The organism is Nocardioides deserti (assembly GCF_014266025.1).
GTDB classification, from domain to species: domain Bacteria; phylum Actinomycetota; class Actinomycetes; order Propionibacteriales; family Nocardioidaceae; genus Nocardioides; species Nocardioides deserti.
Genome location: NZ_JACMYC010000004.1, coordinates 23,059 through 40,308, shown reverse-complemented (window position 1 = coordinate 40,308; position 17,250 = coordinate 23,059). Strand labels below are relative to the sequence as shown.

17 protein-coding genes are annotated in these 17,250 nt (G+C 74.3%); 10 read left to right on the top strand and 7 right to left on the bottom strand.

Features of this window, described 5'->3' with window-relative positions:
- Positions 1-51 precede the first annotated feature (51 nt).
- From H7344_RS08080 to H7344_RS08060, 5 genes are all read left to right on the top strand, one after another.
- Positions 52-1,500, top strand: coding sequence for a glycosyltransferase family 39 protein (locus H7344_RS08080; protein ID WP_186345525.1), 1,449 nt, complete (start codon positions 52-54; stop codon positions 1,498-1,500).
- 173 nt (positions 1,501-1,673) lie between these two features.
- Positions 1,674-2,471, top strand: coding sequence for a hypothetical protein (locus H7344_RS08075; RefSeq protein WP_186345524.1), 798 nt, complete (start codon positions 1,674-1,676; stop codon positions 2,469-2,471).
- Positions 2,468-2,947 (top strand): phage holin family protein, encoded by a 480-nt coding sequence (locus H7344_RS21125; RefSeq protein WP_186345523.1) that lies wholly within the window; start codon positions 2,468-2,470, stop codon positions 2,945-2,947. Before H7344_RS08075 ends, H7344_RS21125 begins: the two co-directional genes overlap by 4 nt.
- The gene (locus H7344_RS08065; protein WP_186345522.1) at positions 2,923-3,543 is read left to right on the top strand and encodes a DUF3618 domain-containing protein; all 621 of its coding nucleotides are present in this window, start codon (positions 2,923-2,925) and stop codon (positions 3,541-3,543) included. Before H7344_RS21125 ends, H7344_RS08065 begins: the two co-directional genes overlap by 25 nt.
- Before the next feature lie 87 nt (positions 3,544-3,630).
- Entirely contained in the window at positions 3,631-3,795 is a 165-nt protein-coding gene (locus tag H7344_RS08060) for a hypothetical protein (protein ID WP_186345521.1), read from the top strand.
- Between the two features lie 70 nt (positions 3,796-3,865).
- On the opposite strand, the gene H7344_RS21120 is transcribed toward H7344_RS08060, so the two are convergent.
- Together H7344_RS21120 and H7344_RS08050 are read right to left on the bottom strand one after the other, a co-directional pair.
- Positions 3,866-5,455 carry a phytoene desaturase family protein gene (locus H7344_RS21120; RefSeq protein WP_186345520.1) on the bottom strand — a complete coding sequence of 530 codons (1,590 nt, stop codon included), beginning with the start codon at positions 5,453-5,455 and terminating at the stop codon, positions 3,866-3,868.
- A gap of 7 nt (positions 5,456-5,462) precedes the next feature.
- Complete coding sequence (locus H7344_RS08050) at positions 5,463-6,398, bottom strand: SDR family NAD(P)-dependent oxidoreductase (RefSeq protein WP_186345519.1); 936 nt, start codon at positions 6,396-6,398, stop codon at positions 5,463-5,465.
- A gap of 169 nt (positions 6,399-6,567) precedes the next feature.
- On the opposite strand from H7344_RS08050, the gene rocD reads away from it, so the two are divergent.
- Positions 6,568-7,821 carry an ornithine--oxo-acid transaminase gene (gene rocD / locus H7344_RS08045; protein WP_186345518.1) on the top strand — a complete coding sequence of 418 codons (1,254 nt, stop codon included), beginning with the start codon at positions 6,568-6,570 and terminating at the stop codon, positions 7,819-7,821.
- Between the two features lie 103 nt (positions 7,822-7,924).
- Here the strand turns inward: rocD and H7344_RS08040 are convergent, their stop codons facing one another.
- Positions 7,925-8,521 (bottom strand): TetR/AcrR family transcriptional regulator, encoded by a 597-nt coding sequence (locus H7344_RS08040; RefSeq protein ID WP_229706923.1) that lies wholly within the window; start codon positions 8,519-8,521, stop codon positions 7,925-7,927.
- Between the two features lie 51 nt (positions 8,522-8,572).
- Between H7344_RS08040 and H7344_RS08035 the strand changes: the two genes are divergently transcribed.
- Together H7344_RS08035 and H7344_RS08030 are read left to right on the top strand one after the other, a co-directional pair.
- Complete coding sequence (locus tag H7344_RS08035; RefSeq protein ID WP_186345516.1) at positions 8,573-10,210, top strand: flavin-containing monooxygenase; 1,638 nt, start codon at positions 8,573-8,575, stop codon at positions 10,208-10,210.
- Positions 10,207-11,049: an SDR family NAD(P)-dependent oxidoreductase gene (locus H7344_RS08030; RefSeq protein WP_186345515.1), complete on the top strand. Its 843-nt coding sequence runs from the start codon at positions 10,207-10,209 to the stop codon at positions 11,047-11,049. The genes H7344_RS08035 and H7344_RS08030 overlap by 4 nt, the downstream gene beginning before the upstream one ends.
- A gap of 33 nt (positions 11,050-11,082) precedes the next feature.
- Here H7344_RS08030 and H7344_RS08025 read toward each other — a convergent pair whose 3' ends face one another.
- Positions 11,083-12,459: a threonine/serine exporter family protein gene (locus tag H7344_RS08025; RefSeq protein ID WP_186345514.1), complete on the bottom strand. Its 1,377-nt coding sequence runs from the start codon at positions 12,457-12,459 to the stop codon at positions 11,083-11,085.
- Between the two features lie 23 nt (positions 12,460-12,482).
- Between H7344_RS08025 and H7344_RS08020 the strand changes: the two genes are divergently transcribed.
- Both H7344_RS08020 and H7344_RS08015 read left to right on the top strand, forming a co-directional pair.
- Positions 12,483-13,019, top strand: a complete 537-nt coding sequence (locus tag H7344_RS08020) for a DUF402 domain-containing protein (protein ID WP_186345513.1) — start codon at positions 12,483-12,485, stop codon at positions 13,017-13,019.
- A 39-nt stretch (positions 13,020-13,058) separates the two neighbouring features.
- A complete protein-coding gene (locus H7344_RS08015) occupies positions 13,059-14,192 on the top strand; it encodes a glutamate--cysteine ligase (RefSeq protein ID WP_186345512.1) in 1,134 nt (377 codons plus the stop codon).
- A 28-nt stretch (positions 14,193-14,220) separates the two neighbouring features.
- Here the strand turns inward: H7344_RS08015 and H7344_RS08010 are convergent, their stop codons facing one another.
- The 3 genes from H7344_RS08010 to H7344_RS08000 all read right to left on the bottom strand — a co-directional run bounded on the left by H7344_RS08010 (position 14,221) and on the right by H7344_RS08000 (position 17,020).
- Positions 14,221-15,354: a DNA polymerase IV gene (locus H7344_RS08010; RefSeq protein ID WP_313960335.1), complete on the bottom strand. Its 1,134-nt coding sequence runs from the start codon at positions 15,352-15,354 to the stop codon at positions 14,221-14,223.
- A 23-nt stretch (positions 15,355-15,377) separates the two neighbouring features.
- The gene (locus H7344_RS08005; RefSeq protein ID WP_186345510.1) at positions 15,378-16,481 is read right to left on the bottom strand and encodes an FUSC family protein; all 1,104 of its coding nucleotides are present in this window, start codon (positions 16,479-16,481) and stop codon (positions 15,378-15,380) included.
- A gap of 134 nt (positions 16,482-16,615) precedes the next feature.
- Positions 16,616-17,020, bottom strand: coding sequence for a hypothetical protein (locus tag H7344_RS08000; RefSeq protein ID WP_186345509.1), 405 nt, complete (start codon positions 17,018-17,020; stop codon positions 16,616-16,618).
- Positions 17,021-17,250 lie beyond the last annotated feature (230 nt).

Sequence of the window (17,250 nt, the reverse complement as noted above, 5' to 3'; positions counted from 1 at the left end):
CCCCGGGCATGACCCCGCGCGGCGGGGCCCGGGCGGCCCTAGGGTCACGCCGTGCACCCGCCCGCCACCCGCCCGCTCGCGCTCGTCGCGGCGGGCGTCGCCCTCCTGCTGCTGGCCACCGCGAACGGCTACGGCCCGCACCGCGACGAGCTCTACTTCGTCCTGGTGGGCGGCCACCCGGCCTGGGGGTACGTCGACCAGCCGCCGCTCGTGCCGGTCCTCGCGCACCTGTGGGACGGCGTCACCGGCGGGCACCTGTGGCTCTTCCGCCTGCCCTCGGCACTGGCCGCCGGCGCGACCGCGTGGCTGGCCGGCCTCGTCGCACGCCGCCTGGGTGGGGGCGCGGCCGCGCAGGTGCTCGCGGCCGTGGTCGTCGGGTTGGCCCCGGTCACGCTCGCGGTCGGCCACCTGGTGTCGACCTCGACGTACGACCTCCTCGTCCAGGTCGGCCTGCTGCTGCTCGTGCTGCGGGCGCTCGACGACCCGCGCTGGTGGTGGGCCGCCGGCCTCGTCCTCGGGGTGGGGCTGCAGATCAAGACGCTGCCGGTGTTCCTCGCCGCCGCGCTCGTGGTGGCGCTGCTCGTCGCGGGGCCGCGGCACCCGTTCCGCTCGGCCCACCTGTACGCCGGCGGGCTGGTCGCCGCGGTCCTCTGGGCCCCGAACCTGCTGTGGCAGCAGGCCCACGGCTGGCCGCAGCTCGAGCTCGCGGAGGCGATCGCCTCAGGCGGGTCGGGCACGAGCGCCGGCCTGGTCGAGCTGTGGGCGACCCAGCCCGGGCTGGTGGGTCCGCCGGTCGGCGTGGTGCTGGTAGTCGTCGGGGCGGTGCGCCTCGCGCGGACGCCGGACCTGCGGTTCCTGCTGGCGACCTGGGTCGTCCTGGCCGCGATGTTCACGGTGACCGGTGGCAAGCCGTACTACCTCGCGCCCGTCTACGTGCCGCTCGTCGCCGCCGGCGCGGTCGACGTCGCCGCCTGGGCCGGCCGCGGGGCCGCGCGGGTGCGGCGCTCCGTCCTCGCTGCCGGGCTCGCGCTCGGCGCGGTGGTGGGCGCCGTGCTGTTCCTGCCGGTGGTGCCGGTCGAGCGGCTGCACGCGACGCCGGTGGTCGACGTGAACTACGACGCCGGCGAGACCGTCGGGTGGCCCGCCCTGGTCGCCGCGGTGGAGGCCGGCCTCGCACAGGCCGGGCCGGACGCGGTCGTCGTGACCGGCAACTACGGCCAGGCCGGCGCGGTGGCGCGCCTGCTCCCCGACGCACCCCTCCACTCCGGGCACAACTCGCTGTGGGACCTCGGGCCGCCGACGGTCGACGACGCGCCGGCCGTGGTCCTGGGCTACCCGGTCCCCGACCTCGAGGCGTGGTGCGGATCGCTCGTCGAGGTCACCCGCGTCGACAACGGCGTCGACCTCGACAACGACGAGCAGGGGCGACCGGTGCTCGTCTGCCGCGAACCCGCCGGCGGCTGGTCGGGGCTGTGGCCCGAGCTGCGCCGGCTGGGCTGACCCTGCGCCGGCTGGGCTGACCCTGCGCCGGCTGGGCTGACCCTGCGCCGGCTGGGCCGAGCCTGGCCGTGTGCCCAGTCGGGCGGACGGTGACGCCCCTTCCCAGGGGTGAGGATGATCCGCGACGTCTCGGACACCGGGGAAGCACATCAACCCGACCCGGGAGGACACAGATGACGACCGACACCAGCGCGACCGACCGTGCCCAGCAGGCCGCGTCGACCGCCGCGGAGGAGGGGCGCCACGTTGCGGGCACCGCCGCCGACGAGGCCAAGCAGGTCGCCGGGCAGGCGGCCCAGCAGGCCAGGAGCGTGGTCAACGACGCCCTGGGCCAGGCCACCAGCCAGGCCCAGGAGCAGGCGCGCACCCAGCGCGACCGCCTCGTCAGCACCCTCGGCAGCCTCGGCGAGGACCTCGACGGCATGGCCCAGCAGGCGCCCGCCGGCCTGGCCACCGACCTCACCCGCCAGGCGGCCGAGCAGGTCCGCTCGCTCAGCAGCCGCCTCGACGGCCGTGAGCCGGGCGAGCTGCTCGACGACGTACGCCGTTTCGCGCGCCAGCGCCCCGGCACGTTCCTGCTCGGCGCCCTGGCCGCCGGCGTGGTCGCCGGCCGGCTGGTCCGCGGGGCGGGCGACGGCATCGCCGGCGCCGCTGCCGCGCCGAGCACGCCGACCGCACCCAGCGCGTCCACCGCGCCGACCATCCCCGCCGCCCCGATGCCGCCTTCTCCGCCGACGCCTCCGACGCAGACCAGCGCGTTCGCGTCCGGCACCGGCTCGCTCGGCACCGACGTCGGCGTGACCGGCGGCGCCGTGACCGGCGACGACGAGCCGCCCAGCGGCACGGCGACGACGAACCCGCCGATGCCGAGCGCGACGCCGGGCCAGCCGACCCAGCCCTCCCGCGAGGAGCTGTCCGGCAACGAGACCGGCTACAGCGGGGGCGGCCTGAGCTCGGAGGACCGGCCGTGACCCAGCCGACCCACCAGCCGTTCGACCCGGCGGCCCAGCCCAAGGGTCAGCCGAGCGGGAGCTCGCCGCAGGCCGACCGCGCTCCCGGAGAGCCGGCCGACCCGCGCAGCCTCGGCGAGATCGTCAGCGACGTCACCAACGACCTGACGACGCTGATCAAGCAGGAGATGGATCTCGCGAAGGCCGAGATGAAGGAGGAGTTCAGCAAGGCCGGCAAGGGCGCCGGGCTGCTGGGTGGGGCCGGTCTGGCCGGCTACTTCGTCCTCTTCTTCCTGTCGTGGACCGTGCTGTTCCTGCTCGACAACTGGATGCCGATCGAGCTATCGGCACTGATCATCACGGGGGTGTGGGCGATCGTGGCCGGCGTCCTCGCCCTGACCGGCCGCAAGGCCCTCAAGGAGAGCAACCCGCAGCTGCCGCAGACGCAGCAGACCCTCAAGGAGGACGCAGCATGGGCCAGAGCGCAGAAGAGCTGAACAGCCAGATCGAGGACACCCGGGCCCGGATGGCCGGCGACCTCGACGCCCTGCAGGACCGGGTGAGCCCCTCGGCCATCGTCGAGCGGCGCAAGGCTGCGGCCCGCAGCCGCGTCGGTGGTCTGCGGGACAAGATCATGGGCACCGCCTCCGACGTCCGCGACACCGTCGCGGACAAGGCGAGCACCGCGGGCAGCAGCGTCTCCGGCTCGATGCCGAGCACCTCGGACATGTCGACGCCCGACGTCCGCGGCGCCGCGTCCTCGGCCGTCGGCAGCGCCCACAGCCAGGTCCAGGGCTCGCCCCTGGCCGCCGGGCTGGTCGCCTTCGGCGCCGGGCTGGTGATCTCCTCGCTCATCCCCTCGAGCAGGGCCGAGGCCGACCTCGCCCACTCGACGATCGAGACGGCGAAGGAGAAGGGACAGCCCCTCCTCGACGAGGCCCGCGACGCCGGCCAGTCCCTGGCGCAGGACGTCAAGGAGCAGGCGACCCAGGTCGCCCAGGAGGCCAAGCAGAACGCGACCGAGTCGGCCCAGCGGATCAAGGACGAGGGCCAGTCGTCGGCGGAGAACGTCCGTTCCGACGTCCAGGGCTGACGCCCGTCCCTGTCACACGCGAGCGGCGGTGCCCTGCGGGGCGCCGCCGCTTCGCGCGTTACCACCCGACGTACCCCAGGAGGACTCATGAGCGAGAGCACCGACGAGACGACCAACGAGCCCAGCCACGAGCGCGAGCCGGAGCAGCAGGCGCTCGCCGACGTCCAGGAGCAGCTCGACGAGCAGGCCGACGGCGACGGCCTGGCCGCCGAGGCCGGCACCGGTGACGAGACCGGCCTGACCGAGGGCTGACCGGCCCACCGCACCCCCGCCCTGCCGTCGTGGCGGTCCGCCACGCGTGGTCGCCCGTGGGACCTCGAGGTCAGCGGCCGTTGACGACCCGGCGGATCCGGCGGTGGACGACGGCGGCGCGGGCGGCGTTCATGCCGCAGGCGCCGTGGACGCCGCCGCCGGGGTGGGCGGAGGCCGAACCGAGGTAGAGGCCCTTCACGGGCGTCTCGGACCGGCCGAGGCCGGGGATCGGCCGGAAGACCAGCTCCTGGTGCAGCTGGGAGGTGCCGCCGTTGAGCGCGCCGCCGATGAGGTTGGCGTTGCGGGCCTGCATCTCGTGCGGGCCGAGCACCCGGCGGGCGACGACCTTGGACCCGAAGCCGGGGGCGAGCTCCTCGATCCGGGCCTGCATCCGGTCGGCGAACCGCTCGCACTCCCCCTCGTCCCACCGGCCGGTGACCGGGTCGTCGCCGAGGTCGCGGGCGATGTCCTGCGGCACGTGGGTGTAGGCCCACAGCGACTCGGTGCCGGCCGGCGACCGGGTCGGGTCGGAGGTGGTCATCTGGCCGGCGAGCATGAAGGGCTTGGCCGGCACGGTGCGGCTGTTGACGTGGTGGAGCGCCTCGGACATCTGCTCGACCGAGTCGGCCACGTGGAAGGTGCCGGGCGCGTGCGGCGGCTCGGACTTCCACGGCACCGGTCCGTCGAGCGCCCAGTCCACCTTGACGGTGCCGGGATCCATCTCGAAGGACTCCATCTTGCGCATGGTGCTGGCCGGCAGGTCGTCGGCGGCGACGAGCCCGCCGTAGAGGTGCGGCGCCGCGACGTCGGCGACGACCGCGTGCTGCACGGCGTACCGCTCGCCATCGCGGGTGCGTACGGCGACGGCCCGGCCGCGCTCGACCTCGATGCGTGTCACCTCGGCGTCGCAGCGGATCGTGCCGCCGAGGGCGCGGACCCGCGAGGCCATCGCCTGGGTGAGCATGCCGGCGCCGCCCTCCGGCACCGGGTAGCCGACGGTCTGGCCGAGCATGGTCAGCAGCAGGCCCATCAGGCCGGAGCCGGGCGCGCCGAGCGGGATGTCGGAGTGGCCGGCGTTGCCGGCGAGCAGGATCCGCGGCGCGGCGCCGCCGAAGCGGTGCCGGCCGAGGTCGACCACCGGCATCAGCAGGTCGCGGACGAACTCCAGGCCACCGACCCGCGGCAGCCGGGCGAGCGCGCCGAGCGCGGGCCGCACCGGCGGGAACGGCGTGAGCAGCGCGGCGACGACCTGGTCGCCGATCCGGTCCCACGTGTCGCACAGCCGGAGCCAGGCGTCGCCGTCACCGGGGTGCTGGGCGTCCATGAGGGCAGCGGTGACGGTGCGGTCGCGGTGGAGGGTGGCCCACTCCCCCGACGGCAGGCAGTGGCCGAGCACCGCCGGGCTGTGCGCCCAGCGCAGGCCGTGGTCCTCGAGGTGGAACGAGCGGATCGTCGGCGACCCGGCGGCCAGCGGGTAGAACGCGCTGAACGTGTCGTGGACGTAGTCCGGGTGCAGCTCGCGGTCGCTGCTGACCGCGCCCCCGACGTCGGGCTGGGCCTCGAGCACGAGGACTGACCAGCCCTGGTCGAGCAGGTGGTTCGCGGCGACCAGTCCGTTGGGGCCGGCGCCGACGACGACGGCGTCGTACGTCTCGGTCACGCGCGCCTCACCCGCGCAGGTGGGTGAGCACGTTGCGGGTGATGCCGACGATCGCGTTGCCCTGGTCGCCGTGCAGCTTGTTGCCGCTCTGGCGGGGGCTCAGCACGTTGCCGGGGTGGGGCTCGACCGGGCGGAGCCGGTCGATCGCGCCGTGCCGGAAGAACGGGCCGATGATCGCGTCGTAGACGAACGGCACCGCGCTGAACCCGAACCGGATCACCTCGTTGCTCAGCAGCAGCTGCGCCCGGGCGCCCTCGCGGCCGATCCGGGACAGGATCTGCGCGGCGACCCGCTCGGGGCTGGCGGTGGGCGGCGGCGGGCGGCCCTCGAAGCCGTCGTAGTTGGCCGCCTGCTGGTAGATCGGGGTGTCGACGCCGCCGGGGGCGACGTAGGAGATGGTCACGCCCTTCTTGTCGGCGTTCTCCAGCTTGAGCTGCCGGGCGAGCGCGCGCACGCCCCACTTGCTCACGGCGTACGCCGTCATGCCGGGCACCGCGATGTGGCCGATGACCGAGCCGACGAGGGTGAGCGTGCCGGCGTCCTGCCCGCGGAGGACGGGTACGACGTGGCGCGCGACGTTGGCGGTGCCGAGCAGGTTGGTGCGCATCACCCCGTCGAAGACCTCCTGCGGCACCTCCTCGGTGCGGCCGTAGGCCACGACACCGGCGGCGTTGACGAACACGTCGATGCGCCCGTGCCGCGCGAGCACCGCGTCGACGAGCGCCTCGACGGCCGCGTCGTCGCCGACGTCGGTCGGGACCACCATCGTCGAGGCGGCGCCCGCGTCGTCGCACTCGGCGGCCACGAGGTCCAGCGACCCCACCCCGCGGGCGACCAGGACGAGGTGGACGCCCTCCGGCGCGGCGGCGAGCGCGGTGGCGCGGCCGATCCCGCTGGAGGCTCCGGTGATCACGACGACGTCCCCGGGACGTGGCTTGCTCATGGCCGCCCGATACCCGAGCGGCCGGGGCGCCATCCCCGTGGGAGCCCACGCCGCGCGGGTTTGGCCGCCCGGTGACGCCCGCGCACGATCGGGAGCGACGCGAATTTCCCGCCGATGCGGACGTTCGTCAGGTTGTCTGACAATCTGGGAGCGACCCGAAGGAGGCACGATGACCACGCTCGCCGAGACCGCGGCTGAGAACGCAGCCGAGACCGCCCGCACGCCGTTCCAGCGCGCCGAGGAACGGACCGCGCACAACTACCACCCGCTGCCGGTGGTCGTCGAGCACGCCGAGGGTGCGTGGATGACCGACGTCGAGGGCAACCGGTTCCTCGACCTGCTGGCGGGCTACTCCGCGCTCAACTTCGGACACGCGCACCCCGACCTCTTGCGCGTCGCGCACGAGCAGCTGGACCGCCTGACGCTGACCAGCCGGGCCTTCGTGCACGACCGGTTCGCCGACTTCTGCGCCGCGCTCGGCGACCTGTGCGGCAAGGAGCTCGTGCTGCCGATGAACACCGGCGCGGAGGCCGTCGAGACCGCGATCAAGGTCGCCCGCAAGTGGGGCTACGAGGTCAAGGGCGTGACGCCCGGTCAGGCCAAGATCATCGTCTTCACCGGCAACTTCCACGGCCGCACCACCACGATCGTCGGCTTCTCCGACGACCCCGACGCGCACGACGGGTTCGGCCCGTTCACACCCGGCTTCGTGGCCGTCCCCTACGGCGACCTGGCCGCGGTCGAGGCCGCCATCGACGACGACACCGTCGCGGTGCTCGTCGAGCCGATCCAGGGCGAGGGCGGCGTCGTGCTGCCGCCCGACGGGTTCCTCCGCGGGCTGCGCGAGCTGTGCACCCGCACCAACGTGCTGATGGCCGCCGACGAGATCCAGGCCGGCCTCGGCCGCACCGGGCGCACCTTCGCCTGCGACCACGAGGACGTCGTGCCGGACCTCTACGTGCTCGGCAAGGCGCTCGGCGGCGGCATCGTCCCCGTCTCCGCCGTCGTCGCCGACCGCGACGTCCTCGGCGTGCTCCGTCCCGGCCAGCACGGCTCCACCTTCGGCGGCAACCCGCTGGCCTGCGCCGTCGGGCACGCCGTCGTGCAGATGCTCGCCACCGGTGAGCACCAGGCACGGGCCACCGAGCTCGGTGTCGTGCTCCGCGACCGGCTCGAGTCGCTCGTCGGGCAGGGTGTCGTCGGCGTACGCGTCCGGGGGCTGTGGGCCGGCGTCGACATCGACCCGACCGTCGGCACCGGCCGCGAGGTCTGCGAGGCGCTCATGGCCCGCGGCGTCCTCGCCAAGGACACCCACGGCTCGACCATCCGGCTCGCCCCGCCGCTCGTCATCAGCCGCGAGGACCTCGAGTGGGGACTCGACCAGCTCGCCGACGTCGTCTCCTCCGGGCCGCTCCGCGCCTGAGCGGGCCGGGCCGAGGTCGCGCGTAACGCGCTGTCCGGCCGTCTACCGCGCCGCTCGAACGGCGCGGTAGTTGTGCGGACAGCGCGTCACAAGCAGCTGCCGCTCACGACCCGGCAGACTCCACGAGCGCCGGCAGCGACCCGGCGACCAGCTCGAGCAGCCGGTCGCGGGGCACGTCGGCGGGGTCGGCGACCCAGGCGAGGACGAGCTCCTCGACCATGGCCGACCAGCCGCGGACGACCAGCCGGTTGACCGGGGTGTCGGGGATGAGGTCGCCCCAGGGGTCCTCGGTGAAGATCCGGCCGGTGAGCGCGGAGCGGGCGTCCTCGTAGATCTCGCGCAGGACGTCGTTGCCGCTCGCGGCCGCCTTGACCAGCGACTGGTAGCCGGCGTGGTTGGCGACGACGTAGTCGACGTACGCCGTCACCGACGCCAGCAGCCGCTCCAGCGGCTCGCCGCCCTCGGGCGGCGCGGTCTGGGCGATGAGGTCGTCGGCGGCGTGCCGGACGACGGCCTCGTGGAAGGCGTGCTTGCCGCCGAAGTAGTGGTAGAGCAGGCCGCGGCTGATGCCGGCCTCCTCGGCGAGCACGTCGATCGACAGCTCGTCGAGCGAGCGGGTGGCGAGCAGCCGCACGCCGAGGTCGAGCAGCTGCGTGCGGCGCTGCTCGGGCGCGAGGCGGGTGCGTGTGGGTGCCGTCACGGGCACCATCCTATTGACGCTCGTTCAATAGTGGCAATAGCGTGACCGCCCATGACCCAGGCCACCACTCCTCCAGGCACCGAGACCACCTCCGAGGGCGCTGCGGAGGCCACCACCGAGGTCGACCACGTGATCGTCGGCGCCGGCTTCGCGGGGCTCTGCGCGGCGATCAAGCTCGCCGAGGACGGCGAGCACGACTTCGTGGTGCTCGAGAAGGGCGGCGACGTCGGCGGCACCTGGCGCGACAACACCTACCCGGGCGCGGCCTGCGACGTCCCCAGCCAGCTCTACTCCTTCTCCTTCGCGCCCAACCCCGAGTGGACCTCATCGTTCTCCCCGCAGCCGGAGATCCAGGCCTACCTGCGCCGCGTCGCCAGCGAGTCCGGCACGCTCGACCGGTTTCGCTTCGGCACCCGCGTCGAGGACGCCACCTGGGACGACGAGGCCGCCCGCTGGACGGTGCGTACGACGCGTGGCGGGACCCGCGAGACCTGGTCCGCGCGCACGCTGGTCGTCGGCGCCGGCGGCCTGTCCGAGCCCAAGCTCCCCGACATCGAGGGGATCGGCGACTTCGCGGGTCACCTGTTCCACTCCGCCCGCTGGGACCACGACGTCGACCTCGCCGGCAAGCGCGTGGCCGTCATCGGCACCGGCGCCTCGGCGATCCAGATCGTGCCGGAGGTGCAGAAGGTGGCCGGGCGGCTCGACGTGTACCAGCGCACGGCCCCGTGGATCATCCCGCGGGCCGACCGGACCTACTCCGCCCTCGAGCGCGCCGCCCTGCGGCACGTGCCGGGCGTGCAGCGGGCCTACCGCACGGCGGTCTACTGGGCCCGCGAGACCTACGTGCCGGCGTTCACCTTCCAGCCGGGCATCGCGTTCCCCGCCCGCAAGCTCGCCGAGGCCAACATCGCCCGCGGCATCCGCGACCCCGCGCTGCGCAAGAAGGTGACCCCGCACTTCGCGCTCGGCTGCAAGCGCGTCCTCATCAGCAACACCTACTACCCGGCGCTCGCCGCCGACAACGTCGACCTCGTGACCGACCGGATCGCCCGGGTCACGCCGACGTCGGTCGTGACCGCGGACGGCACCGAGCGCGAGGTCGACGTCATCATCGTCGCGACCGGCTTCCACACCACCGACCTGCCGATCACCGAGCACCTCGTCGGCCGGCGCGGCCGCACGCTCGCCGACCGGTGGCGCGAGAGCGGCATGGCGGCGTACAAGGGCACGACCGTCCCGGAGTTCCCGAACCTCTTCATGCTGGTCGGCCCCAACACCGGCCTGGGCCACTCCTCGATGGTCTTCATGATCGAGTCGCAGGTGCAGTACCTCCGCCAGGCGCTGCGCACGATGCGGGTCAGCTCCTACGCCGTCGTCGAGCCGCGCGAGGACGTCGCCCGCTCCTGGAACGACCGGCTCCAGCAGCGGATGAAGCGCACCGTGTGGCACCGCGGCGGCTGCTCGAGCTGGTACCTCGACGAGCACGGCCGCAACACCACCCTCTGGCCGCGCACGACGTTCGGCTTCCGTGCGGCGCTGCGCGACTTCGACGCCGCCGCGTACGCCGTGCGCGGCGCGCCCGCTCCCCTCACCCCCGGCACCAGCACCGGCACCAGCACCGGCACCAGCACCAGCACCAGCACCACCCATCCCAGCCCCCAGCAGACGGAGGACGTCCCCGCATGAAGACGCTCGAGAACAAGGTCGTCGTGATCACCGGCGCCGGGTCCGGCATCGGCCGCGCCCTGGCCCTCGACTGCGCGCGCCGCGGGTCGCTGCTGGCGCTGTCGGACGTGAACGAGGCCGGCCTGGCCGAGACCGCCGACCAGGCGCGCGCCGCCGGCGCCCGCGAGGTCCGCACCGACCGCCTCGACGTCGCCGACCGCGACGCGATGACGGCGTACGCCGCCTCGGTGGCCGACCAGTTCGGGCGGGTCAACGTCGTCGTCAACAACGCGGGCGTGGCGCTCGCCGGCGACCTGGTCGACCTCGACTGGCCCGACATCGACTGGATCATCGGCATCAACCTCCTCGGCGTGCTCAACGGCACCAAGGCGTTCCTGCCGCACCTCATCGCCTCCGGCGACGGGCACGTGGTCAACCTGTCGTCGCTGTTCGGGCTGGTCTCGATGCCCGGCCAGTCGATCTACAACGCGACGAAGTACGCCGTCCGCGGCATGTCCGAGGCGCTGCGGATCGAGATGCTGGCCGCCGGCCACCGCGTCGGCGTGACGGTCGTCCACCCCGGCGGCATCAAGACCGCGATCGCTCGCAACGCGCGGGTCTCCTCGCGCGAGGACCAGGCCCGGACGGCGTCGTTCTTCGACAAGAAGCTCGCGAAGACCACGCCGGAGAAGGCCGCCGAGGTGATCGTCGCCGGCGTGCTGGCCGACAAGTCGCGCGTGCTGGTCGGCTCCGACGCGCACGCGCTGCACTGGTTCGGCAAGCTCGCCGGCGCCCGCTACCAGGACGTCGTCGCGCGGGTCTCGAAGAAGGTCCTGCCGGCGAAGACCACCGTCGTCTGAGCCCGAGACCGAGCCCGAGCTGGTCCCGCCGGATCAGGCGGAGGTCTCCGCCCGGCGCCGACGGGTACGCCGCGTGCGCTGCGACCCGTCGGGCCGGGTGCGCAGCGGGCCGACCAGCCGCGGGCCGGCCAGCCGGCTCTCGAGCCGGGCCGCCTCGCGCTTGACCGGCTGGGCGACGTACTCCCCGAGGATCACCCCGGAGGACAGCGCCAGCGCGACCGACGCGGCGGTGACCATCGCCAGCAGCCCCGTGCTGGTCGACGCGTCGCCCTCCGCGAGCAGGGTGAGGCCGCGGTAGATCGAGAGCCCCGGCAGCATCGGCACCACCGCGGAGACCACGACCACCAGCGGCGGCACCCGCAGGCGACCGGCGACCGTGTAGGCCACGAGGCCGACGAAGAGCGCCGCCAGCGCCACCGACCAGGCGCGGCCGATGCCGGGGGCGGCGATCGACTGCGAGATGCCCATCGCCACCGCGGAGACCAGCGCGATCGGCACGAGGCTGCGCTTGGGGGCGTAGGACGACCACGCGAACGCCGCGGCGGCGACCGCGGCGCCGAGGATCGTCCACGCGACGCTCGACAGGTTGGCGGTGCCGGGGTCGAGCTGTGGGACCTCCACCCCGACGGCGTACGCCAGGCTGATGCCGCCGCTGACGCCGCCGATGATGCCGGCCGTCGCGAGGATCGCCTCGGTCAGCCGGGCGCCGGCGGTGATGTAGAAGCCGGTCAGCGCGTCCTGGAGCGCGCCGACGAACCCGATGCCGGCCAGGAGCATGATGATGTTGGCGGTGACGACCAGGGACGGGTCCAGCGCCAGCGGGGTGGCGGCGACCAGCAGCGCGATGATCGTGGCGAGCCCGCCGCCGGCGACCTGCTGGTAGAAGACCGGGTACCGCCGGCGCGACATCCGCAGCTGCATCCGGTCGATCGCCATCGCCGCGAAGCACGCGATCACGACCACGGCGAGGTCACCGCCCACCTGCAGGCCGACGCCGCCGCACATCAGGCCCCAGCCGAGCGTGATCGCCCACCGCGGCCGGTCGTGGCCCGAGGACGTGATCCGGCCGAGCGCGCTGCGCGCCTCCTTCAGGTCGACCTCCTGGCGCAGCAGCTCGCGGACGAGGTGGTCGACGCGGGTGAGGTGCTCGTAGTCGATCGCGCGCTGCTTGACGTAGCGCAGCTGCACGATCGTCGGCTCGTCGGTGACCGGCTGGAAGCTCGCGGAGAGCGAGGTGAAGGTGATGTCCACATCGACGTTGCGCAGGCCGAGAGCGCGGGCGACCGCCTGCATCGTCGCCGTGACGTCGGCGGCGCCGGCCCCCGAGGCCAGCAGCAGCTCGCCGATGCGGAGACAGAGGTCGAGGATCTGGGTGTACGTGCGGACCGAGGACTCCTCCGACGCCGACATGGCGCCGATGCTAGACAGGGCGCATGTCCTCCCCGGCGGCTCCCCCGGCAGGCTCCCGGGTCACCGTCGCGATGACCAAGTGGGGCGCCCGGCCGCACTGGACGTTCGAGGCCGAGGTGCTCGGGTCGGACGCGCACGGCGACTGGCTGGGGCTCCCCGCCGGCACCGCGCTCGAGCGGCCCGGGGCGTCGTACGTCGCCCCCACCGACCAGGTCGTGCTCGTCCCCGCAGCGGGCCCGGACCTCGGCCGCGCCTGGCTGGCGACCTTCCACGGCAAGGGCGGTCCGCTGGCGGTGTACGTCGACGTCACCACGCCGCCGGCCTGGGACGGCGACACCCTGCGCGCGGTCGACCTCGACCTCGACGTGCTGCGCGGGCTGACCGGTCGCACGTGGGTCGACGACGAGGACGAGTTCGCCGAGCACCGGGTCACGCTCGGCTACCCCGCCGAGGTCTGCGCGCTGGCGATCGCCTCCTGCGACCGGGTCCGCGCGGTCGTCGAGGCCGGCCACGCGCCGTACGACGGTGCCACCGCGCGCGGCTGGCTCGCCCGGCTCTGACGTGCCGGCCGGTTCGGTCCGGTGTGCTTCGCTGGTGGCGTGCGGATCGACTTCCGGCCCTCCCCCGAGCCGACGCTCGGCGTCGAGTGGGAGCTCGCGCTGGTCGACCGCGGCTCGCGCGACCTGGTCAACGGCGCCTCCGAGCTGCTCGCGGCGGCGCAGGCGCGGCTGCCCGACCCGGGCCGGCTGCACAAGGAGCTGCTGCGCAACACGATCGAGGTCGTCACCGGCGTGTGCACCACCGTCGGCGGGGCGGTCGACGAGCTGCGGCAGGCCCTCGAGGCGGTGGTGCCGGTCGCCGACGAGCTGGGCGTCGACCTGTTCGGCGGCGGCACCCACCCGTTCGCGTCGTGGACCGCGCAGCAGCTGACCGAGGGCCACCGCTACGAGGAGCTGATCAACCGCACCCAGTGGTGGGGCCGGCAGATGCTGATCTGGGGCGTGCACGTCCACGTCGGGCTGCCCGAGCGCGACCGGGTGATGCCGGTGCTGTCCTCCCTGCTCAACCACTACCCGCACCTGCAGGCCCTCTCGGCGTCCTCGCCGATCTGGGCCGGCGTCGACACCGGCTACGCATCGAACCGGGCACTGATGTTCCAGCAGCTGCCGACCGCGGGGCTGCCGTTCCAGTTCCAGGACTGGTCGGAGTTCGAGGCGTTCGCGGGCGACCAGCTGCACACCGGCGTCATCGACGAGCTGAACGAGATCCGCTGGGACGTCCGGCCGGCGCCGCACCTCGGGACGCTGGAGAACCGGGTCTGCGACGGCGTCTCGTCCTTCGACGACCTCGCCGCGATCGTCGCGCTGTGCCACTGCCTGGTCGTCGACCTCGACACCCGGGCGGCGGCCGGCGAGGTGCTGCCGACGATGCCGCCGTGGCACGTGCAGGAGAACAAGTGGCGCGCCGCCCGCTACGGCCTCGACGCGATCGTCATCCTCGACGCCGACTCCCACGAACGGCTGGTCACCGACGACCTCGCCGACCTGCTGGTCCGGCTCGAGCCGACCGCGGAGCGCCTCGGGTGCGCCGCCGAGCTCGCCTCGGTGGCCGAGATCCCGCTGCGCGGCGCGTCCTACCAGCGGCAGCGGGCGGTGGCCGAGGAGTCCTCCGGCGACCTCGTCGCCGTCGTCGACTCGGTGGTCACCGAGCTCCGCGACGGCCTGGGCCGGTAGCCCGGTCCCGCCGGTCCCCAGGCCGGTCTCAGTAGCCGCCGGGCGGCGGCACCATCTCCAGCCGCACGCCCAGCAGCCGCACCGGGCGGTCGCGCTCGACCCGGTCGAGCAGGCCGGCCGCCGCGTCACCGAGCACGTCCGGGTCGTTGGTCGGAGCCGGCAGCGTGCGGCTGCGCGAGGTGGTGAAGAAGGGCCGGTAGCGCACCTTGATGCCCACCCGCGCCGCCGGCCGGCCGGCGGCGTCGATGTCGACGGTCGCCGCGCGGGCGAGCCGGCGGACGGCCGCCTCGACCTCGGCCCAGTCCTCGAGGTCGGCCTGGAAGGTCTCCTCCCGGCCGTGCGCCCGCGGGACGTACGGCGTCGGATCGACCCGTCTAGTGTCCACGCCGCGGCCGAGCCGGACGTACCACGGGCCCATCGTCGGCCCGAGCTCTCGGGCCAGGTGGTCCGCGTCGGCCGCGGCCAGCTGGTCCACGGTCTCGATCCCGAGCGCGGCCAGCCGCTTGGCGGTCCGGCTGCCGATGCCCCACAGCGCGTCGGTCGGCCGGTCGCCCATCACCGCGGACCAGTTCTCCGCCGTCAGCCGGAACGTCCCACGCGGCTTGCCGAAGTCGGTCGCGATCTTCGCCCGCAGCCGGTTGTCGCCGATGCCGACCGAGCAGTGCAGCCCGGTCGCCTCGAGCACCGCCGCGCGGACCTCGGCGGCGAACTGCTCCGGGCTCGTGGCTGGGCCCGTGACTGGGCCCGTGGCGGGGCCCGTGGCGGGGCCCGTGGCGGGGCTGGTGGGGGTCCCTCCCCCCACCCCCTCCGCCGCGGCCGGGTCGATCCCGAGGAACGCCTCGTCCCAGCCGAGCACCTCGACGACCACCGGCGCGCCGTCCCAGGTCACCGCACGCAGGGTCGCCATGACCTCCGCCGACGCCGCGTCGTACTCCGCCTTGTCCACCGGCAGGAACACCGCGTCCGGGCACTTGCGTGCCGCGACCCGCAGCGGCATGCCCGAGCCGACGCCGTGCGCTCGGGCCTCGTACGACGCGGTCGACACGACCCCGCGCTCGGTCGGGTCGCCGCGACCGCCGACGACGACCGGCCTGCCGGCGAGCTCCGGCCGCCGCAGCACCTCCACAGCGGCGATGAACTGGTCGAGGTCGACGTGCAGCACCCACCCGGCTCGCGGGTCGCCGGTCATCGCGGGGGCGGGGGCAGCGCGTTCGTGGACTCGATCTGGTCCATGCCGGTCATGACCAGCAGGTCGACCACGACCGACCGCAGCTGCACCAGCACGACCTCGGCGTTCATCTCCACGGCCCGCTCGACCCGGCCCGACGCGTCGCCGACGGTCAGCAGCGCGGTCCGGGCCGCCGAGGCCATCCGGTCGGCCTCGAGCTCGTCGGCCACCGTGTCCGCGGCGTCGGCGAGGTCGAGGGCGAGCAGCGCGTACGACGAGGGCACCGGCCGCCGGTGGTAGGCCAGCACCGCCACCTGGCGGACCAGGACACGGGTGCTGCGCAGGGCGCGGTCGAGCGGCTCGACCAGGTCGGCCATCCGGCGGAGGTCGCCCCGGTGCCGCACGCGGAACGGCGAGGACGCCACCACCGCCATGCCCTCGTCGGCGGCAGCCTGCAGCTCGCGGATCAGCCGGTCGGTCTGCCGGGCGTCGGCGAGCAGGTCCAGGCCGCGCTCGGACGCCCCGTCGGTCATCACCTCGCCGGCCGCGCGCAGCAGCGCGGAGATCTTCCGGACGATCACCGCGGCCTGTTCGCGGGGCCGGCGCAGCGGCGCGGACGGGACGGCCGTGGCCGCCACCAGCGCGACCGCACCGCCGACGAGCGCGTCGGTCCAGCGCACCAGCGCCGCTCCGGGGTCCGGGAGCAGCGTGGCGACCACGATCGACTGCACTGCGGCCTGCGTGACCACCACCTGCCCGCCGTCGAGGAGGAACGCCGTCGACATCGCAAGGACCACGACGAGCGTCAGCTGCCAGGCACCCGTGCCGATCTGCAGGGTCAGCAGGTCACCGATGAGCACGCCGACGGCCACCCCGACCGCGACCTCGCCGACCCGCTGCAACCGCTGCCCGTAGGACGTGCCCAGGCTGAGGACGGCCGCGACCGGGGCGAAGAAGGGCGTAGGGTGGTTCAACAGGTCGGCCGCGATGAACCAGGCCACGCCGGCCGCGACCGCGCACTGCGCGATCTGCCACCGCTTCGAGGACAGCCGGTCCAGCCGCGCCCGGGCGGAGGTCCGGCCGCGCGCCCGCAGTCGGTCCACCGGGCCGGGCTCACGCATGGCGATGATCGTGCCAGAGCCGTCGCAGTCCATGGTCCCCCCGGGCCGCGCGGTCAGCCGTCACGACCTGCCGGAGCTGGCGATTCGCCCCGCCGGAATGACGACTCGACCCGCGAGAGGTGGCGACTCGACGGTCAGGAGCCCGAGGCCGAGGACCGCGCGTAGTGGATCGCCCGCTTCATGTCGCCCAAGTCGCGGTACCAGGTGCGGACCTCGCTGCGGCACCGCACGCGGGCGACCTCGGTGTCGTACTCGTTGCACTCCGCCCGCGCTTCGGAGTCGGTCGGCGGGAACTGCTCGCTGCCGTCGTAGCGCCGGATCTCGAAGCCGTTCTTCTTGTCGCCGGTCACGCTCACGATCGTGCTCGGCACCGGCTTGTACTTCTTGCCGCCGACGAGCTCCGGCCCGTCCGCCGCGATGGCCGCTCCGCCGGCGACTCCGCCGACCACGAGCCCGGCAACCACGCCGATCGCACCCACACCGGCCGTCCACCGGTTCGTCCGCTTCTGCGTCTGCCGGCCCGTCCTGCATTGCGTCATGTCTGCTCCCGAGGAGTTCCTGCACCGGCGAGTTCCGGTGCGAGCACGACGCTAGGAAGGACCGACGACCGTGCCGGCCCCCACGCGGAGCACCGGTGGACAGCCGTGCGCGAGCCGGCGCTGTGAACGACACGTGGGCCGACCGGCGACGCCGGCCGCCCAGCGGCGCACCCGACCCTTGTGGCGGTCGTCACCGCGGGTCACACTCGGCCCCTGACTGCTCCGCCCGC